The sequence below is a fragment of the Sphingopyxis sp. 550A genome (genome assembly GCF_053569535.1).
The window spans coordinates 4239202-4256629 of the sequence record NZ_CM131615.1 but is presented as its reverse complement, the minus strand read 5'-3'; the positions used below and the strand labels follow the sequence as shown (position 1 = coordinate 4256629).

Below are 17428 nucleotides of genomic sequence, written 5' to 3'. Positions count from 1 at the left end.
CTGGAACTTCTGCCCGGTCGGCTCCGGTCTCACCAGGCCGTCGTGCCCCCATCGACGCGCAGGTCGGTGCCCGTGACGAAGCTGCTTTCCTCGGACGCGAGGAACAGTGCGGCCGAGGCAATTTCCTCGGGCTGGCCTGGGCGCTTCAGCATGATCTGGTCGGTCATCATTGAGGCGAACTCATTGTCGCCCAATATGGTCTTGGTCTGATATGTTGCGATCAGGCCGGGCGATATGGTGTTTGCGCGAATGCCGTGGGGCGCACCCTCCATCGCGAGCTGCCGCGTCATCGACAGGATCGCGCCCTTGGCCGCGGTATGCGCAAGCCCTGGCAGCGGACGATAAGCCTGGTGGGACGAGATCGATGCCGTGTTGACGATCGTCCCGCGCGCTTCGATGAGCGACGGCCAAGCCGCCCGAGTCAGATAGTAGACGAGATTGACTTCCTGATCGATCGTCTTGTGCCAATCTTCGACGGTCATCTCGTCGATCCAGCCGAAATAGGCCATCGCCGCGTTGTTGAAGAGGACGTCGATCCGGCCATAGGTGGAGAGCGCCAACGCGACGAGCGCTTCGCAATCCTCCATCTTGGTAAGATCGCAGGGATGTAGCGAGACCATCTCGCCCCCCGCCTCGCGAACGGCGACTACGGCTTCCTCCGCGCGATCGGCAAAGACGTCGCAGCCGACAATTTTAGCGCCTTCGCGGGCGAAGGCGAGCGCCGAGGCGCGCCCCATGCTGCCACCAGTCCCGGTGATGACGCATATTTTTCCTTCTAGACGGCCCATCATGCAGCCTCCCCGGCCTGAGCAGCCTCGGCCTCGGTAGGCGGAATGAAGAGCGTGTGATTGTCGACGAAGATCCGCACCTCCTTGATACTGCCCTGCTCGAGGAAGAAGATGTCGCATCCCGGGAATTCGAAATTGCGCCCGTGCTTGTCCGTGTAATGGACGCGGGTCTCGGCGGTCACGCAGTCACCGGCTATCCAGATACCAATGATATCGTGATGCATCGCGTCGAGAATTCCGGTGACAATCCGATACTGCTCGCGGATTGCCTCGCGGCCGTTCGCGACGGGGAAGTTGCCGAAGCGCCAGACAATGTCCTCGGGGAGTCCGGCGAGGAAACGCTCCTCATCGAGCGAATCGGCAGCGGCAAAAAAGTTCCGGATCAGATCGTCGGCCATGTCACTCTCCCTCGCTTGCGACCTTGCAGGCACGGGACCTGCGTGACCGATAGCACTGCTTGTCGTTGCATAAACATTTATATAGTAGTTTTTTTGCTGTCAATCGTGATCGACGCCAGCCGCTTCGACATCCCAGGTAACGCGCCGAATTTGAGGAATTTCCATCGCTCCATCGCCGCGTCATAATGGAGGGCGCAAAATAAAATTTGTTCTGGGCCGCCCGATTCGAGGTGGTGATTGCGCTGCATGCATGGTGCCATAACCCTGTCGGTTTGCCCCCGAGTCTTGACGCAAAGGCCGATTCGATTTAGAACTATATAAAAGTAAATTGAGGAGACTGATTATGGCTGGTCATGGTGGTCCAGGACCCTATTTGTGGTCGCGAGACGGTTTTCTCGGGGCAAACGCGGTAGCGCTCCGCGAGAATTATCTTCCCGAATATCTCTCGGTCGAGGGACCGCACGCACCCCATCGCCTTAACTTGTTCGACATGCCGGCCGCCGACATGACCGATCCGGAAGCGATGCCGACACCGGTCATGACGTCGCGCGAAGGCGTCGAGCTCGCCGTCTCGCGTCGCCGCGCTCCGACGCCCTATACCTTCCGCAACTCGGAAGCCGATGAACTGCACTTTATCCAGTCGGGCCGCGTGCGCGTTCGCACCGACTTCGGCGATATCGAGGCAGGGCCGCTCGACTTCGTGTTCCTCCCGCGCGCCATCTCCTACCGGGTCGAGCCGCTCGACGGCGACCTGGCCGCGCTCATCCTGTCGAGCCCGCTACCGCTCAACTTCGATGTGCCCGCACCGTTCGGAATGATTCACTTCGGCAAGAGCCTGCGCCGCGCGGCGATCACTGCGGGCGGTCCCGGCGAGAAGCCCCATCGCCTGTGGATCAAGAGCTACGATGGTGTCACCCGCTTCGAGATGGCGCATGACCCGCTTCCGGCCGTGAAGCAGGTCGAAGGCCATTCCCCCGCCTGGGCGCTCAATCTCAAGGACATTCACCCGCTGGCCTATACGACGGGACCGGGGGGACCTCCGGGACAGTTTCTGTCGACGGCCGATACTGGCGTCATGTGCTACACGCTGAGCGCCCGCCCGGGTTCGCGCCCGCCGGTGCATCACAACGCCGATTATGACGAGCTCATCCTTTATTGCGAGGGCCCGGGTGCCTGGGGCGGCATATCTGAACCCGGCACATTGACCTGGGTCCCCAAGGCCGTAACCCACCACGGTCCCGAGGAAAACGTTCCCGAAGGCTATCAAGCCTGGCTCGTCGAGGTGCGTCCTACGATGCGCCTGACTGCAGAAGCCCTCGCCCACGCAAAGCATATCGAGACGAGCTTCTACGGGCTCCTGAAGAAGTAGGACAATGCGCTTCCGGCGCAACATGCGCGGGCGCCGGCCGCGCCCGATACGTGTTTGTCGATCCCTGGCAAACGACTGGAGATCATTCATGCCTTTCACTCTCCCAACGCTCCCTTATTCGCCCGACGCCTTCGGCTCGACAATCTCGGCGGAAACCTTCGCTTTCCATCACGGAAAGCACCACAATGCCTATGTGACCAAGGCCAACGAGCTCGTGGCCGCCGACCCGGCGTTGCAGGGCAAGTCGCTCATAGAGCTTATCGGACTTGCGAAAGCAGAAGGCCGGGGACCTCTGTTCAACCAGGTGGGGCAGATCTGGAACCACAGTTTCTACTGGCTCAGCCTTTCGCCGGAATCAGTTCCGCCCAGCGGCGAGTTGCTGACCCTCATCGAGCGCGATTTCGGCTCGACCGAGGCGTTGGTCGCTGCGCTCAAGGCCGAAGCGGCCGGCCACTTCGGTAGCGGCTGGGCCGCCCTCAATCTCGAGAACGGCAAGCTCGTCGTAACCTCCTATCATGACGCGGATACGCCAATCGCGCACGGCGCGGTGCCGCTGCTCATCGTCGATGTCTGGGAGCATGCCTATTATATCGACTATCGCAATGCCCGTCCCTCCTATCTCGACGCCATCTTCGAAAAGGCGATCAACTGGGACTTCGTGGCCACCAATCTCGACGGCCAGGGTGCAAGCCGTGCCGACCAACCCGCCTGAGGACGTTCACGGCGGAGAACTCACTGCGTCGGTTGGGGGCAGTGAGCGCACGAAGGCGATGAACTCTTGTGTGACCGCGGAGACAAAATCGCGCCGCCAGCCGATACCGAAGGACACCGACGCAAGCTGCGCCGGAAGTCCTTTGGTATCGAGCGGACGGAACGCGACGCCGCGCATGCGGAGCCGCTCGGCAGAGGCGGGCACGATCGCCACGCCCTCACCGCAAGCGACGATCCCGACGACAGCCTCGGTCGAGGGCGCCTGGTGGACGATCTGGGGCTCGAAGCGCGCAAAGCGGCAAAGCGCGTGCAGATCGGCCTGGAAATTGAAGCCCCGCCGGGCTTCGTAGGTTACGAACGGCGACCCCGCGAGGCGACGGATCGGCACCGGCCCCGACGCGGCGAGCAAATGATGCTCTGCCGGAAGCGCGACGGACAGAGGTTCCTGATAGACTGGTCCGGTCTCCACCAGTTCATCGAGCACCGGCAGCCGAATGAGACCGATGTCGATCCGGGATTCGCGAAGCGCCTCGATCTGTTCGAGAACCGACATTGCGCGAAACGATAGCTCCACGTCGGGAGCCACCGCCTTGAAGCCCCGGATCAGCGCCGGCCAGAAGGAATAGACGGTCGACCCGCCAAATCCAAGCGTGAGCGTGCCGCGAAGACCGTGCGCAACCTTCTGCGTCCGCTCCCGGGCTTCCAGAAGCAATGCCGCGATGCGCGACGCGTCCTTTGCAAGACTGGCACCTGCGGCCGTTAGGCGCACATTGTGCGTATCGCGCACGAAGAGTTCGACACCCAGTTCCACTTCGAGTTGACGGATCGCACGGCTGAGCGGGGGCTGCGACACGTTGCACCGCGCCGCCGCACGCGTAAAGTTCAGCTCTTCGGCGAGAACCGAGAAATAGCGAAGCTGTCTTAAGTCCACGCTATACCTCTAGGGTATCACCAGTCCCCAAACAATATATTTCCCTCTCGACATGCGCGGCGTCATGAGTCCTGCATCAGCAGCAGGAGATGATCATGTCGGACCGGATCACCAGGCTCGGCTTCGAGGACCTCGCGCCCGAAGCGCAGGCGGTGCTCGATGCGCGCGTGAAGCGCCTCGGCTATCTTGGTGAATTCTTCCGCTGCGCCGGCCATCAGCCGACTGTGCTCGTCCCCTTCATGGAGATGACCGAGGCACTCAAGAAAGCGCTTCCTGACCGACTGACCGAGGTCGGCGCGCTCACGATCGCTTCGCTAATGGGCAATGATTACGAACGTCACCAGCATGAGCGCCTATCGGTGCGGCTTGGCTTCGGGCCCGACTGGGTTGCCGCCGTCGAGCGTCTCGATCCCGCTGGCGGTAACGAGCTCTCGGCCGAGGAACGCGCCGTGCAGCGCTTCGTCATGTTTGCAATCGAAAAAAAGGCCAAGGGTGTTGCCGCCGAACTCGACGCCCTCATCGATCTGATCGGACCTGAGCAGGCGATCGCCATCCTCTTTCTCGTCGGTCGCTACATCACGCACGCACTGATCGTGAACGCGCTCGAACTCGCGCCGCCCGTCCCTTCCATCTTTTCCGAAGAAAGCGACCTATGAGCGACATACTCTGGATTACGGAGCAGGACGTCGTCTCGCTCCTATCCCTACCCGAAGCGATCGAGGCACTGCGCGAAGGCCTTCGCGAGGAAGCGGCCGGCCGCGCCGAGAATATGGTCAAGACTCATGTCATCTGGGGCGACCATGCAACGATGCATGCGATCGGCGCCGTATTCGAGGGCAAGGGCGTAGCCGGGACCAAAACCTGGGCGCACACCCCCGGGGGCGCGATGCCGCTCTTGGTCATGATCGACAGCAATGACGGCTCGGTGGTCGCAATCATCGAAGCCTTTGCGCTCGGCCAGATGCGCACCGGCGGCATCAGCGGCGTCGCGACATCGCTCCTGGCGAAAAGCGACGCGCGGCGCATGGCGATGATCGGAGCGGGCAAACAGAGCATCACGCAGATCGCTGCCGTCGCCGCCGTGCGGCCGCTCGACCGCATCGCCGTCTGGAGCCCGACAGCCGCCAAGCGCGAACAGCTCGCTGCGAAAACCGAGGCCGCGCTCGGCATCGAAACAATCGCCGCTGCGACCCTCGAAGAAGCGCTCGACGGCGCCGAGGTGGTGACGCTGGCGACCCGCGCCACGGCGCCCTTTCTCAAGCCATCGATGCTGCCGAGCGGTGTCCATCTCAATGCGGTCGGCGCGATCACGCCCGAGCGCGCCGAATTCGAGCCCGCCCTTCTCGAACGTGCGCACGTCATTGCCGCCGACAGCGTGCCGCAGACGCGCAAGCTTTCGCGCGAGTTCATCGAGGCGTTCGATACAGACGAAGATGCCTGGAAGCGGGTTCTCCCGCTGAGCGCGCTTGTCGCCGAAGATGGTGTTCGCGCGGCCGATGCCGATCTGACGGTATTCAAGGCGATGGGGATGGGCATTTCCGATCTGTCGCTCGGCTTCTGCATTCTGAAGCTTGCGCAGATTGCCGGCGTCGGCCGGACGATCCCAAGTCCCACCCGACTTTCTCCCCGTCTCACCAATCAGTAAACGAAGGAAGCCTGACATGATCAACCCGATTTTTGTCGAAGGCAGCGGCGCGCTGCCCGAACGCGAGACCCCTTGGGAGCCAATCGTCATCACCAAGGAAGAGATCGACGCAGAGGTCGCGCGTCTTGCCGCGATTCCTCGTCCCGAGAATGGCCGTCGCCGTTCCTATTTCGTGCATCCGCTCAATAAGAAATCCCGCGGCCTCGCGCCGAGCATCGAAGTGGCGCTCGACGTGCTGCTGCCCGGCGAGGAAACTGCTACGTTCCGCCAGAATTCGACCCAAGTGAACTTCGTGATCCGCGGCGAGGGCGAAACCGAAATCAGCGGCGACCGCCGTCCCACCAAGATCCACGACGTATGGAACACGCCGTCGATGCGCATCTATCGCCACCGCAACACAGGCGAGGACATCTATGTGCGCCTCACCTATTCGAACGGCGCGTTGCTCGACATGATGAACATCCATGTGGTCGAGGAAAATCCCGTCCCCGCACTGCGCTCGGTCGAGGAAGAAGGCGAGCATGACGCGGCCGATACCCGCAAAACCAACCCTTTCGGCACGTTCCCGCTCAACGACGAGGGCGCGTGGATGATGCCCTATGAGCGCCTCATCAACCCACCGTCGGTCGAGAGCCCCGCGCTCTACTGGCCGTGGGAAGAGGTCAAGGAGCATCTCGACAAGCTCGAGGCGCTGGGCAAGGATTATGTCGGTCGCCGCCTCTACCTGCTCTACAATCCGATGACCGGCCGCACCAACGGCACGACGCCGAACTTCTTCGCAACGATGACGCTGCGTCCGCCGAAGATCGTCGACCGGCCGCACCGCCATTCGTCGGCCGCCGTGAACTATTATTTCTCGGGCTCGGGCCGCTCGACGGTCGAGGGCAAGGTCTATGAGTGGAGGGCCGGCGACCTCATGCTGTCGGCGCCGGGCTGGGCGGTGCACAATCACGCCTCGTTCGACGAGCCGGTCTATGAGCTTACCATCCAGGACCAACCGCTCAATATCGCGATGGAATCGCTTCTCTGGCAGGAAAATCTGAAAGAGCCGCCGGCGCTGCTCGGTACCGAGGAAGGGTTCGCGACGAACCGCAAGACGGCCGCGTCCTGATGGCGCTCGCCGGCAGCACCGACAGTCTTCCGCACGGCATCACCCTTTCGGGCGATGCCGTGCATGCGGCTGCGCTCGCGCTCGACGGCGCGGAGCGCAACCATGAGCAGATTCCGCTGCTTAGCGAGGACTATCCGGGCATGACGCTCGACGATGCCTATGCCGTGCAGGCGGAGTGGGTGCGGATCAAGCAGGCGGCGGGCGACGGCATCGTGGGCTGGAAGATCGGCCTCACCTCGAAGGCAATGCAGGCGGCGCTCTCGATCGACATTCCGGACTCGGGTGTCCTTCTCGAAAGCATGGTCTTCGCCAACAGCGCGAAGATCGCGCGCCGCCGCTTCATCCAGCCGCGGATCGAGGCCGAGATCGCTTTCGTCATGAAGGCGCCCCTCGTTGGTGCGGTGACCCCCGCCGACGTGGTTGCGGCGACCGACTATGTCGCCCCCGCGCTCGAGATCCTCGACACACGCATCACGCGCAAGGATCCGCGCAGCGGCCAGCTCCGGCGCGTCTTCGACACCATCGCCGACAATGCGGCGAACGGCGGCATCGTTCTCGGCGAGCCGGTGCATGATTTTCGCGATCGCGACCTGCGCCGGGTCGGCGCAATCGTCTCAAAGAATGGCGAGGTCGAGGAAACCGGCCTCGGCGCCGGCGTGCTCGACGACCCGCTGCTGTCGGTCGCCTGGCTCGCCGCCCGGCTCGCGGCTTATGGAGGGACGATCGAGCCGGGACAGATCATTCTCTCGGGCTCGTTCATCCGTCCGGTCGAGGCCCCGCCCGGCAGCCTGATCATCGGCGACTTCGGCGACTTCGGCCGCGTCGAGTGCGACTTCACGAGCGAATAGCCCGCGCGGACCGACCGGGACAGGAAGGAGACGGAGGCCATGAACCTCTTCAAACAGGCGATTGCGGCAGGCCGGCCGCAAATCGGCTTCTGGCAGGCGCTCGCCTCGCCCTATACGTGCGAGATTTCGGCAGGTTCGGGCTTCGACTGGCTGCTGATCGACGCCGAACATGCGCCGAACGACATCCCGCTGATCCTTGCCCAATTGCAGGCGGCGGCGGCCTATCCGGTTGAAACGGTGGTCCGGCCGCCAAGCGGCGACCCGGTAATCATCAAGCAATATCTCGACATCGGAGCGCGCACGCTCCTCGTGCCGATGGTCGAGAGCGGCGAGGAGGCCGAGCGCCTCGTCCGCGCGACGCGCTATCCGCCGCGCGGCATGCGCGGCATCGGTTCGGCGATCGGGCGGGCGAGCCGGTGGAATCGGAGCCCCGACTATCTGCTCCGCGCCGAGGACGAGATTTGCCTCCTCCTCCAGGTCGAATCGCGCGCAGGGCTTGAGGCGATCGACGCCATCGCCGCGACCGAAGGCGTCGATGGTGTCTTCCTCGGCCCGTCCGACCTGTCGGCTGCGCTCGGCCATCTCGGCAACCCTGGCCATCCCGAGGTCCAGCAAGCCATCGAAAAGGCCATCGGCCGCATTCTCGACGCCGGCAAGGCGGCGGGCATGCTCATCGCCGATCCCGGACTCGCCGAACGCTATCTCGAACTCGGTGCAAGCTTCGTTGCCGTCGGAACCGATGTCACCATCCTCGCGCGCGGCGCCGAGGCGCTCGCGCGCCGTTTCAAAAATCCCGCCGAAGCCGAAAAGCCTGCCGAAAAAGGTGTCTATTAACGTGCTCAACGAAATCCGGGCGACCTCCGCCACCAATTTCGCCCTCTCCATCAGCCCGGTGACGGGCGATGAGATCGCCCGCTATCCGCTCCACGACGCCGCCGAACGCGAGGCGATCGTTGCACGAGCCTGCGAAGCGCAGCCAAGCTGGGCGAGCGCCACGATCGCGCACCGCGCGCGCCTCGTCGCACGCATCGGCGAAGAGCTTCGCAAGGAGGCTGCCACCCTCGCCCCGCTGATCAGCGCCGAGATGGGCAAGACGGTGCAGGCCGCACGCGGCGAGATCGAAAAATGCGCCAAGCTCTGCCTCTGGTACGGCGAGCATGCCGAGCGGCTGCTCGCCGACGAGCCAGCCGACGTCGGCGGCGACGGGAGCGCGTCCATCGCCTTCCTTCCGCTCGGCGTCGTCTTCGCTGTCATGCCTTGGAACTTTCCCATCTGGCAAGTTCTGCGCGCCGCGATCCCGATCCTCGTCGCCGGCAACGGCTTCCTCCTGAAACATGCCGACAATGTGCAGGGCTGCGCACTTGCACTCGAGCGGGCGATCGCCGCCGCCGGTGTTCCTGCCGGCGTCTTCGGCGTGCTCAACATCACACGGGCCGAGATCGCCGAGATTATCGCCGATCGGCGGGTCGCGGCGGTGACGGTTACGGCAGGGGTCGCCGCGGGCGCGGCGATCGCCGCCGAGGCGGGGCGTAATCTCAAGAAGAGCGTGCTCGAACTCGGCGGGTCCGATCCGTTCATCGTGCTTGCCGACGCCGACCTCGACCGCGCCGTGCCTGCCGCGGTCGAGGCGCGCTTCCAGAATCTGGGTCAGGTCTGCATCGCCGCCAAGCGCATCATCGTCGAGCGGCCGGTCGCCGACAACTTCATCGCACGCTTCGTCGAGGCCGCGGCGAAACTGCGCGTTGGCAACCCGCTCGATGAGAGCACCGATCTTGGCCCGATGGCGAGGCCGCGGCTCCGGATGGAGCTCCACGACCAGGTCCGCCGCAGCGTCGACATGGGCGCTCGCCTGTTGCTCGGGGGCAGCATCCCCGAGGGACCCGGCGCCTTCTATCCCCCGACGGTGCTCGTAGACGTCACCCGCGAGATGCCGGTCTGGCAGGAGGAGACGTTCGGTCCGGTGGCCGCGATCATCGTCGCCGACAATGCCGGGCATGCCGTGCGGATCGCGAACGACAGCGAGTTCGGCCTGTCCGGCGCCATCTGGGGCCGTGACGTCGCGCGTGCCTCGCGCCTCGCGCGCGAGGTCGCAACGGGCGGCATGTTCGTCAACGGTGTTGCCGCCTCCGATCCGCGCGTGCCGATCGGCGGCATCAAACACAGCGGCTATGGACGCGAATTGTCGCATTTCGGACTGCGCGAATTCACCAACGCGCAGCTCGTCTGGGCGCGCGACTGACTGACCTCGTTGGCGGCCGCGCGTCAGCCCGCCGGCGGTACGAACAATTCATGATTGTCGACGAACACACGAACGTCGCGGAAGCGCTCGCCTTCGACCTGCATGACGTTGCAGGCCGGGAAGGCGAAGTGGCGGCCATGGTGATCGAAATAATTCGCCAACGTCTCGACGGTAACGCAGTCGCCGTCGCGCCAAATGCCGACGATGTCATGCCGCACCGCTTTCACCACGCCCGAGATTTGCCGATATTGGGCGAGCACGATGTCGATGCCCTGGACCGCGGGGCTATTGCCGTAACGCCAGACGATATCGTGCGTGAAATAGGCGGCGAACCGCTCGACGTCCATCGCATCGGCGGCGGCGAAGAAATTCCGCACGAAGTCATCGGACATGTTCAACCTTTCATGGGCGGGCTTTTTCACCGGCTTCTGCATCAGGATATCTTGTAAGCCCCGCCATCGACTACGATGGACTGGCCGGTGATAAAAGCGCTGTCTTCGCTGGTGAGGAAGGCCACCGGTCCCACCATATCGGCGGGCATCGCGACCCTTCGGATGGACTGCGTCTGCGCGAACTGCTCGAACATGTCGTCCGTCACATGGGCGAGGCCCGCCGTCTTGGTCGCGGCGGGCAGGATCGCGTTGACGGTGATTCCGTCGTCGCCGACCTCGTTGGCAAGGCCGCGTACGAAGCCGAGCACTGCCATCTTGCTGGCCATATAATGGCTTAGCCCCGGCGCCGCATAGGCGATCGAATTGGAGCTGACGTTGACGAACCGCCCCCAGCGGTGGCGGCGCATTAGCGGTACGAAAGCCTTCGCCGAATGAAAATGCGCCTCGACGTTGACGGCGAAGGTTCGCCGCCACGTGGCGGCATCGAGGTCATCGAGCGCCGCGAAGGGATAAATGCCGGCATTGTTGACGACGATGTCGCAACGGCCGAAACCGACATCGGCGAGCGCCGCCAGCGCAGCCCAATGTGCTTCCGCTGCGACATCCCCGAGCAAAAATTCGGCACGATGCCCGACAGCGGCCGCGATCATCTCCAGAGTCTCGCCCGCCGGCTTGATATCGGTCAGGATCAGTTGCGCGCCGCGCCGTGCGAGGCAAAGCGCTATGGCCTGACCGATGCCCTGTGCCGCCCCGGTCACCAGCGCGACGCGGCCTGCATGGGTTTGCGGTTCGGTGTCATCCTGACCGAATGTCACGGCCGCCCGGACCCAAGCTCGAGAATCGGGAAGGCTGCCCCGGCGGGATCGACCAGATCGGCGCGCCGTCCACGAGCTGAAGGGAAAGGCCCCGCCGCGAGCAGGCCGCCCATGCGCAGGGCAACAGCGACCGCAGCCGCGACATCTGGCACCGCGAACGAAACCTTCCACCGAGGCTTTACCCCGCGCGGAACATCGCCGCGCACCGCGAGGGCGGCTCGCGGTGACGTGACCCCCTGGTTTCCACCAGCCGGGATTAGAGCCCAGCAGCTTTGTTGCGCATGAGCGCGGTGTAAGCAATGGCCTGCGCAGCGGAGCCCGAAGGGCGTAGCTGCGCAGGCCATTGCTTATTCAGTTCGGCGGCGAACGCCGCCGGTGTCTCATATCCAAGGGCCGAGTGTGGCCGCGCCTTGTTGTAATCTTCGGCCCAGGCCGCGATCACTGTGCGGGCATGATCGAGGTTGAGGAACAGCGTCTCGTTCAGAAGCTCATCGCGCATCCGGCCATTGAAGCTCTCGACATAGCCGTTCTGCATCGGCTTGCCCGGCGCGATATAATGCCACTCGACCCCGACCTCGCCGCACCATGCGAGCACCGCGTTCGATGTCAGCTCGGTCCCATTGTCGCTGACGATCATCCCCGGTCTGCCGCGCTCCTCGATCAGATCGCTGAGCTCGCGCACGACCCGGCGTCCGGAGATCGACGTATCCGGCACCGCGCGCAGGCACTCCCTCGTCACGTCGTCGACGATGTTGAGCACCCGGAACCGCCGGCCTGACGCCATCTGATCATGCACGAAGTCGAGGCTCCAGCGCTGGTTCGGCAACGCAAGCACCGGTGCGGGCGCCCGCGCACCGATCGCCCGGCGCCGGTTGCGTCTTCGTCGGACCATCAGCCCCTCCTCTCGATACAGGCGCTGGGTCTTCTTCCTGTTGATCATCACGCCCTCCCGGCGCAGCAGGATATGCAGGCGCCGATAACCGAACCGGCGACGCTGCTGCGCCAGCTCGCGCAGCTTCTCCCGAACCTCGGCATCGTCGCCACGCTGCGACCGGTAGCGCATGCTCTTCCGATCGGCCCCTGTGACACGGCACGCCCGCCGCTCGCTCATCCCATGGCAAGCCTGGAGATGGGCGACCGCTTCCCGCTGAACGGCGGGCGTCACCATTTTTTTGTGAGAAGATCCTTCAACGCCGCATTGTCGAGCATCGAGTCCGCAAGCAGTCGCTTCAGCTTCGCGTTTTCGTCCTCGAGGGAGCGCAGCCGCTTCGCCTCCGACACCTCAAGGCCACCATACTTGGCCTTCCAGTTGTAGATCGTCGCCTCCGACACCCCATGACGCCGCGCCAGCTCGCCGGTCTTCGCGCCCGCCTCCGCTTCCTTCAGCACACCAATGATCTGCTCTTCCGAAAACCTCAAACGCTTCATCTGTCCGTCCTTCCTTCAGGGCCGGACTCTAATCACTGTTGGAGGAAATTCAGGGGGTCACGTCACCGGCTGCAGCACGGTAACGGGCAGGCGAAACAAAAATGGGAGACGCGCTATGGTACAGACCGTCCTTATCGCCTGCGCCACCGGCCTTCTCGGCAGCCGGATCGCGCATCATCTGACGACAGACCCGGGTGCAAAGGTGCGGCTTCTCGTCCGGTCGGCCGCCGATGAGGCGAAACAGGCCGCGCTTTCGCCGTTGATCGCCGCCGGCGCGGACATTGCGGAAGGCGACCTTGCCCAGCCTGACACCCTCGAGCGCGCAACCGAGGGCGTGGACGTGGTGATTTCGGCGGTCGCGGGCGACCGCTCCGTGATGGTCGATGGACAGGTGGCGTTGGCCCTAGCCGCACGGCGAGGCGGGGTGCGCCGCATCATCCCGTCCGATTATGCCCTCGATCTCTTCAAGGCGACACCGGGGGAGCATGCCGCTTTCGATGCTCGTCGCGAGGCCGATGAGGCCATCGCGGAACTCGGACTCGAGCACATTCACATTTTGCAGGGCGGCTTCATCGACTTCATGGGACCGGGTTCTCCTCTCGTTGATTACGAGAAGGGTACCGCGGCCTATTGGGGAACAGGTGATGAGCAATTCGAGGTAACGACGATCGACGATACAGCGCGCGTCACCGCCCGCGTTGCGCTCGACCGGGACGTACCGAACGGAAAATTCGCCTTCTGCGGCGACCGCATCTCGCTCAATGGCGGCCTCGACATCGTCGAGCGACTGAGCGGACGGCGCTTTGCGCGGCAGAGCTATGGGAGCGAAGCTGACCTGCGCAAGGCGATGGAGACTGCGGACCCGCAGAGCCGTGTCTTTTATGCCTATCAACTGTATATGATGAACGGCCAAACCGCGCTCGACGATCTCCAGAACGGGCGCTACCCCAATATCTCCCTCACGCGCTTTGAGGATTTTATGCGCGGCGTTTTCGCCTGAACTGCAGGCGGGCCGCCCCGCCCTGCCACCAGTATCAATCTTCGTCGTCGCCGTTCGTTTTAAGGCTTTCCTCGAGATTGTTAGCCATGCGCGAGAGGACCGAGAGACAGGTCTCGATGTCGCGCTTCGAAATGCCGGCTTTCGCGATATCGTTGAGCTCGGATGCATAGGGCGTCACGGTCGAGGCAAGCGACCGACCCTTGTTGGTCAGCGAAATGAAGACCTGGCGGCGATCGACCGTGTCTTTCGAGCGGGCGATCAATCCTTCCTTATCCATGCCCTTGAGCAGGGCGACCGTCGTGGTCTCGGTCGCCTTGGTCGCCTCACTGAGATATTTGGGCGTCACATTCTCCTTGAGACCGAGCGCGCGCAAATAATACCAATAGCCGTTCTTGACGCCGTGGCGCGCGAGCCGCGTCTCGAGCAGTCGGGAAAAGGCGAGATGCGCGCGCCGGATCTGGAAAGCGACGCTGCGCTCGGGGGTAAGCTGCGCGATCCCCGGCGAACCGCTCTGGCTGCCTCCCGAATCCGCCGTGCCCTCGCCTGCCATCCTCATCACCGATTCTCGCTTGACCATATTTCTGTCGCTCTCATCTTGCTGCCCCCGCGGCGATCGCCCGGTACGGCGATCATCCGGCACACCTGCAGGCTCCTCCCGCCGCCGGACGGAACGGTCCCTGGCGCTGCGGAGATGGTCCTGACGGCGATCAACGCGTCGCGCGCAAACAGGCAGATTTCGTAGCCAATTCGCGCACTTCAACCCTTCCCTGGCTAACCATCCCAGCGTTCCATTGCAAGCCAAAGGAGGCAGATTTCGTCGCATGAATTCATCGGATGCCGCGCGCCGCATGCCTGATCGCAACGATGCACTTGACCGCGAATATAGTTTTATATAGTAGTAGTTTTCAGCTGGTCACAGCATGGGAAAGTTTTCGAGAGGAGAGATTTGATGACGCCGTTGCCATTGTGGGAAGCCGCCAAGCGCGAGATGGAAGAATATCAGTTCGTATCGTCGTCGGACGTGCAGCCGAAGTGGGATGTGCCTGAAAAGATCGCGATCAATTGCGCGGTCTCCGGCCGTTTCACCGATGGCGCATCTGCCGGCGGCGTGAACCCGAACAACCTTGAAGATTATGTCGATGAAGCCTCGCGCGTTATCGAGGCCGGCGCGTGCGGCGTCCATATCGACTTTACTTTCGTGACCGACAGCAAGGGCCGCCGTCTCGACCGCGACCTTCGCCCGGTCGACGCCTATTCGGAAGTGCTGACACCGCTCAAGAAGCGGTTCGGCAATGACTTCGTTCCGAACCTCAACGTCCTGAACGGCACCAGCTTCGAGATGTGTGTCGAGCCCGCCAAGGCGGGTCTTGCCGAAGCAGCACCCTGTGCGCCCGGCCACCCCGATGCTTTCATGATCCCCGCGGTCTCGGCGCTTGAGGAATTCGGCGTAAAACCTGAGCTCGCCGTGCACAGCACGGGCGAAATCGAGCTCGCCAAGCGCAAGCTGATTGATACTGGCATCGTCAAGCAACCGCTCAACTGGCTGATCCTCTACGGCCTGCCGTTCAACGTCGGCCGCTCGCTCGTCTCCGGCGTCTCGGTGAACAATGCACAGGACATGGCCCAGCACATGTTCATGATGGTCGACCAGATTCGCAAGATCGACCCGACGAGCGTCATTTCGGTCTGCGCCGCCGGCCGCGCAACGCTCTACATGACGACGCTTGCAACGATGCTCGGTCTCCACATCCGCGTCGGCGTCGAGGACACCCCCTGGAAATATCCGAACCAGGACAAGCTGCTCGGCAGCAATCTCGAGATGTTCGAGATGGCCAAGCAGATCGCCGAACTTCACGGTCGCACCACGGGCGACGCCAATTATTACCGTCAGCTTGTCGGCCTCGCCACCAAGTAAGCCAGCAAGCCATCAGGCTCAAATCGGGGCCCGGGGTTGCCGCGCGAGATCCGTCTCGCTCGGCCGCCGCCGGGCCCTGACCATTTCAGGAAGGACGACATCATGATGAGCCCGCTTCGCGCAAAGACTTTTCGGCGCATGTGGTCGGCCAGCCTCTTCTCGAACCTCGGCCAACTGATCCAGGGGGTTGGCGCGACCTGGGCAATGGCCGAGATGAAAGCGGGCGCCGATCTCGTCGCGCTCGTCCAGACCGCGTTGATGGCGCCGGTGATGCTCTTCGCGCTGGGAGCAGGTGCGATCGCCGACACTTATGATCGCCGCAAGGTCGGTCTCGCCGCCCTGCTCGTCGCCTTTGCCGGCGGCGCGGGTCTCACTGCCGTCGCTTGGGCGGACCTGCTCACACCCGGACTCATTCTCCTTTTCACTTTCTTCATAGGAAGCGGTGTCGCCTTTTTCGCGCCGGCCTGGCAGGCGTCGGCCAATGAGCTCGTCGCCCCGCAGGACGTGCCCGCCGCCATTTCGCTGAACAGTATCAGCTTCAACGTCGCGCGCAGCTTCGGCCCTGCGATCGGCGGTCTGGTCATATCGGTCGCCGGGGTCGTCGCCGCCTTTGCGATCAACGCCGCCTTCTTCCTGCCGATGATGCTCGTCTTCCTCCTTTGGCGCCGCACCGAAGAGCCTGCGCGCTTCCCACCCGAGCAGCTATACCGCGCGATTATTTCGGGACTTCGTTATCTCGGCAATTCGCTTGCGCTGCGCATCGTGCTGTTGCGCGCGCTCGTCATGGGGGTTCTGGGATCGATCCTGTCCTCGATGATGCCGCTGATCGCGCGCGACCAGCTCGGCGGAGATGCCCGGATATATGGCCTGCTGCTCGGAGCCTATGGTGTCGGAGCGGTCGCCGGCGCGATGAACATCGCGCGCTTCCGGCGCATCACCGGGGACGAGACCATTGTCGCAGCGAGTTCGGCCGCGATGGGCCTCGCCGCGATCGGCATTGCTTTCGCGCCTTCGCTGTGGGCCGCACTGCCGCTCCTCTTCCTCGCCGGCGGCGGCCTCATGATCGTGATGACAATCCTCAATGTCGCGATCCAGGTGATGGCGCCGCGCTGGGTCGGCGGCCGCACGCTCGCAGCGTTTCAGGCCGCCACCGCGGGCGGCATCGCCGCCGGAAGCTGGATGTGGGGAACGATCGCGGCGACCTCGGGTCTCGCCACCGCGATCCTCGCGGCGGGCGGTCTTCTTGTCGCCTCCGCGCTCATAGGCCTCCGGCTGCGCCTCCCCCGCACCCATGACATGCAGTCCCAGGCCGGCCAGCCCGCGGCGGATCCCGAAGTGGTGCTCGGGCTCACGGGAAGGAGCGGCCCGATCGTTATCGACGTCCACTACCGCGTCCCGAGCCATCGCGCCCGATCCTTCTATCTCCTGATGCAGGACGTCCAGCTCAGCCGGCAGCGCAACGGCGCCTATGGCTGGTCGATCTCGCGCGACGTCGCCGATCCCGATCTGTGGACCGAGCGCTATTATTGCCCGACCTGGCTCGACTATCTGCGCCAACGGGACCGTCCGACGCAGGCCGAGCGCGATCTCCATGACCTCGCCTTCGCCTTCCATGTCGGCGACGAGCCACCTGTGATCCGGCGCATGCTCGAGCGGCCCTACGGCTCGGTTCGCCGCGGCGAGCATGTTCGTGACCGTGCTACCGACGCCGTCCTGCCTGTCTCGCCGGGAGGCTGACGGATCTTCTCTAAAAAACCGCGCTGGCGCTGCAAGCGCCAGAAACGAAACGGCAACAGGGAGGACGAGCATTCTCTGCCTGTTGCCGTCATCGGCCTCAC

General features: G+C 63.8%; 19 protein-coding genes. 11 read left to right on the top strand and 8 right to left on the bottom strand.

Features of this window, described 5'->3' with window-relative positions:
• Positions 1-29: 29 nt before the first annotated feature.
• The 3 genes from ACVENA_RS20715 to ACVENA_RS20705 form a co-directional block, all read right to left on the bottom strand.
• Positions 30-791 carry an SDR family NAD(P)-dependent oxidoreductase gene (locus ACVENA_RS20715; RefSeq protein ID WP_449326874.1) on the bottom strand — a complete coding sequence of 254 codons (762 nt, stop codon included), beginning with the start codon at positions 789-791 and terminating at the stop codon, positions 30-32.
• Positions 788-1186, bottom strand: a complete 399-nt coding sequence (locus ACVENA_RS20710) for a nuclear transport factor 2 family protein (protein ID WP_449326873.1) — start codon at positions 1184-1186, stop codon at positions 788-790. Before ACVENA_RS20710 ends, ACVENA_RS20715 begins: the two co-directional genes overlap by 4 nt.
• 77 nt (positions 1187-1263) lie before the next feature.
• Entirely contained in the window at positions 1264-1434 is a 171-nt protein-coding gene (locus ACVENA_RS20705; RefSeq protein ID WP_449326872.1) for a hypothetical protein, read from the bottom strand.
• A 242-nt stretch (positions 1435-1676) separates the two neighbouring features.
• On the opposite strand from ACVENA_RS20705, the gene ACVENA_RS20700 reads away from it, so the two are divergent.
• Positions 1677-2555, top strand: coding sequence for a hypothetical protein (locus ACVENA_RS20700; RefSeq protein ID WP_449326871.1), 879 nt, complete (start codon positions 1677-1679; stop codon positions 2553-2555).
• Positions 2556-2643: 88 nt separating this feature from the next.
• Entirely contained in the window at positions 2644-3267 is a 624-nt protein-coding gene (locus ACVENA_RS20695) for a superoxide dismutase (protein WP_449326870.1), read from the top strand.
• Between the two features lie 6 nt (positions 3268-3273).
• Here the strand turns inward: ACVENA_RS20695 and ACVENA_RS20690 are convergent, their stop codons facing one another.
• Positions 3274-4197, bottom strand: a complete 924-nt coding sequence (locus tag ACVENA_RS20690; RefSeq protein ID WP_449326869.1) for a LysR substrate-binding domain-containing protein — start codon at positions 4195-4197, stop codon at positions 3274-3276.
• Positions 4198-4292: 95 nt separating this feature from the next.
• On the opposite strand from ACVENA_RS20690, the gene ACVENA_RS20685 reads away from it, so the two are divergent.
• Genes ACVENA_RS20685 through ACVENA_RS20660 form a run of 6 tightly spaced genes read left to right on the top strand, consistent with a single transcriptional unit; the run spans position 4293 to position 10040 of the window.
• Complete coding sequence (locus ACVENA_RS20685; protein ID WP_449326868.1) at positions 4293-4853, top strand: hypothetical protein; 561 nt, start codon at positions 4293-4295, stop codon at positions 4851-4853.
• Positions 4850-5842, top strand: a complete 993-nt coding sequence (locus ACVENA_RS20680) for an ornithine cyclodeaminase family protein (RefSeq protein ID WP_449326867.1) — start codon at positions 4850-4852, stop codon at positions 5840-5842. Before ACVENA_RS20685 ends, ACVENA_RS20680 begins: the two co-directional genes overlap by 4 nt.
• 16 nt (positions 5843-5858) lie before the next feature.
• Positions 5859-6953, top strand: coding sequence for a cupin domain-containing protein (locus tag ACVENA_RS20675; protein ID WP_449326866.1), 1095 nt, complete (start codon positions 5859-5861; stop codon positions 6951-6953).
• Positions 6953-7801: a 2-oxo-hepta-3-ene-1,7-dioic acid hydratase gene (locus ACVENA_RS20670; RefSeq protein WP_449326865.1), complete on the top strand. Its 849-nt coding sequence runs from the start codon at positions 6953-6955 to the stop codon at positions 7799-7801. The genes ACVENA_RS20675 and ACVENA_RS20670 overlap by 1 nt, the downstream gene beginning before the upstream one ends.
• Positions 7802-7840: 39 nt before the next feature.
• Positions 7841-8635 (top strand): 4-hydroxy-2-oxoheptanedioate aldolase, encoded by a 795-nt coding sequence (hpaI, locus tag ACVENA_RS20665; protein WP_449326864.1) that lies wholly within the window; start codon positions 7841-7843, stop codon positions 8633-8635.
• Position 8636: 1 nt separating this feature from the next.
• Positions 8637-10040 carry an NAD-dependent succinate-semialdehyde dehydrogenase gene (locus ACVENA_RS20660; protein ID WP_449326863.1) on the top strand — a complete coding sequence of 468 codons (1404 nt, stop codon included), beginning with the start codon at positions 8637-8639 and terminating at the stop codon, positions 10038-10040.
• Positions 10041-10063: 23 nt separating this feature from the next.
• Here the strand turns inward: ACVENA_RS20660 and ACVENA_RS20655 are convergent, their stop codons facing one another.
• The 3 genes from ACVENA_RS20655 to ACVENA_RS20645 all read right to left on the bottom strand — a co-directional run bounded on the left by ACVENA_RS20655 (position 10064) and on the right by ACVENA_RS20645 (position 12675).
• Positions 10064-10432, bottom strand: coding sequence for a nuclear transport factor 2 family protein (locus ACVENA_RS20655; protein WP_449326862.1), 369 nt, complete (start codon positions 10430-10432; stop codon positions 10064-10066).
• A 41-nt stretch (positions 10433-10473) separates the two neighbouring features.
• Positions 10474-11247 carry an SDR family NAD(P)-dependent oxidoreductase gene (locus ACVENA_RS20650; protein WP_449326861.1) on the bottom strand — a complete coding sequence of 258 codons (774 nt, stop codon included), beginning with the start codon at positions 11245-11247 and terminating at the stop codon, positions 10474-10476.
• 256 nt (positions 11248-11503) lie between these two features.
• A protein-coding gene (locus ACVENA_RS20645; RefSeq protein ID WP_449326860.1) for an IS3-like element ISSpma3 family transposase occupies positions 11504-12675 on the bottom strand; the annotation gives its coding sequence in 2 pieces (ribosomal slippage) (positions 11504-12423 and positions 12423-12675; 1173 coding nt in all).
• 115 nt (positions 12676-12790) lie between these two features.
• On the opposite strand from ACVENA_RS20645, the gene ACVENA_RS20640 reads away from it, so the two are divergent.
• Positions 12791-13675: an NmrA family NAD(P)-binding protein gene (locus tag ACVENA_RS20640; RefSeq protein WP_449326859.1), complete on the top strand. Its 885-nt coding sequence runs from the start codon at positions 12791-12793 to the stop codon at positions 13673-13675.
• Between the two features lie 34 nt (positions 13676-13709).
• Here ACVENA_RS20640 and ACVENA_RS20635 read toward each other — a convergent pair whose 3' ends face one another.
• Positions 13710-14231 (bottom strand): MarR family winged helix-turn-helix transcriptional regulator, encoded by a 522-nt coding sequence (locus ACVENA_RS20635; protein WP_449328975.1) that lies wholly within the window; start codon positions 14229-14231, stop codon positions 13710-13712.
• Between the two features lie 393 nt (positions 14232-14624).
• Here ACVENA_RS20635 and ACVENA_RS20630 point away from each other — a divergent pair, with 393 nt between their 5' ends.
• Together ACVENA_RS20630 and ACVENA_RS20625 are read left to right on the top strand one after the other, a co-directional pair.
• Entirely contained in the window at positions 14625-15590 is a 966-nt protein-coding gene (locus tag ACVENA_RS20630; protein ID WP_449326858.1) for a 3-keto-5-aminohexanoate cleavage protein, read from the top strand.
• A gap of 102 nt (positions 15591-15692) precedes the next feature.
• Positions 15693-17327, top strand: a complete 1635-nt coding sequence (locus ACVENA_RS20625) for an MFS transporter (protein WP_449326857.1) — start codon at positions 15693-15695, stop codon at positions 17325-17327.
• Positions 17328-17428: the final 101 nt, after the last annotated feature.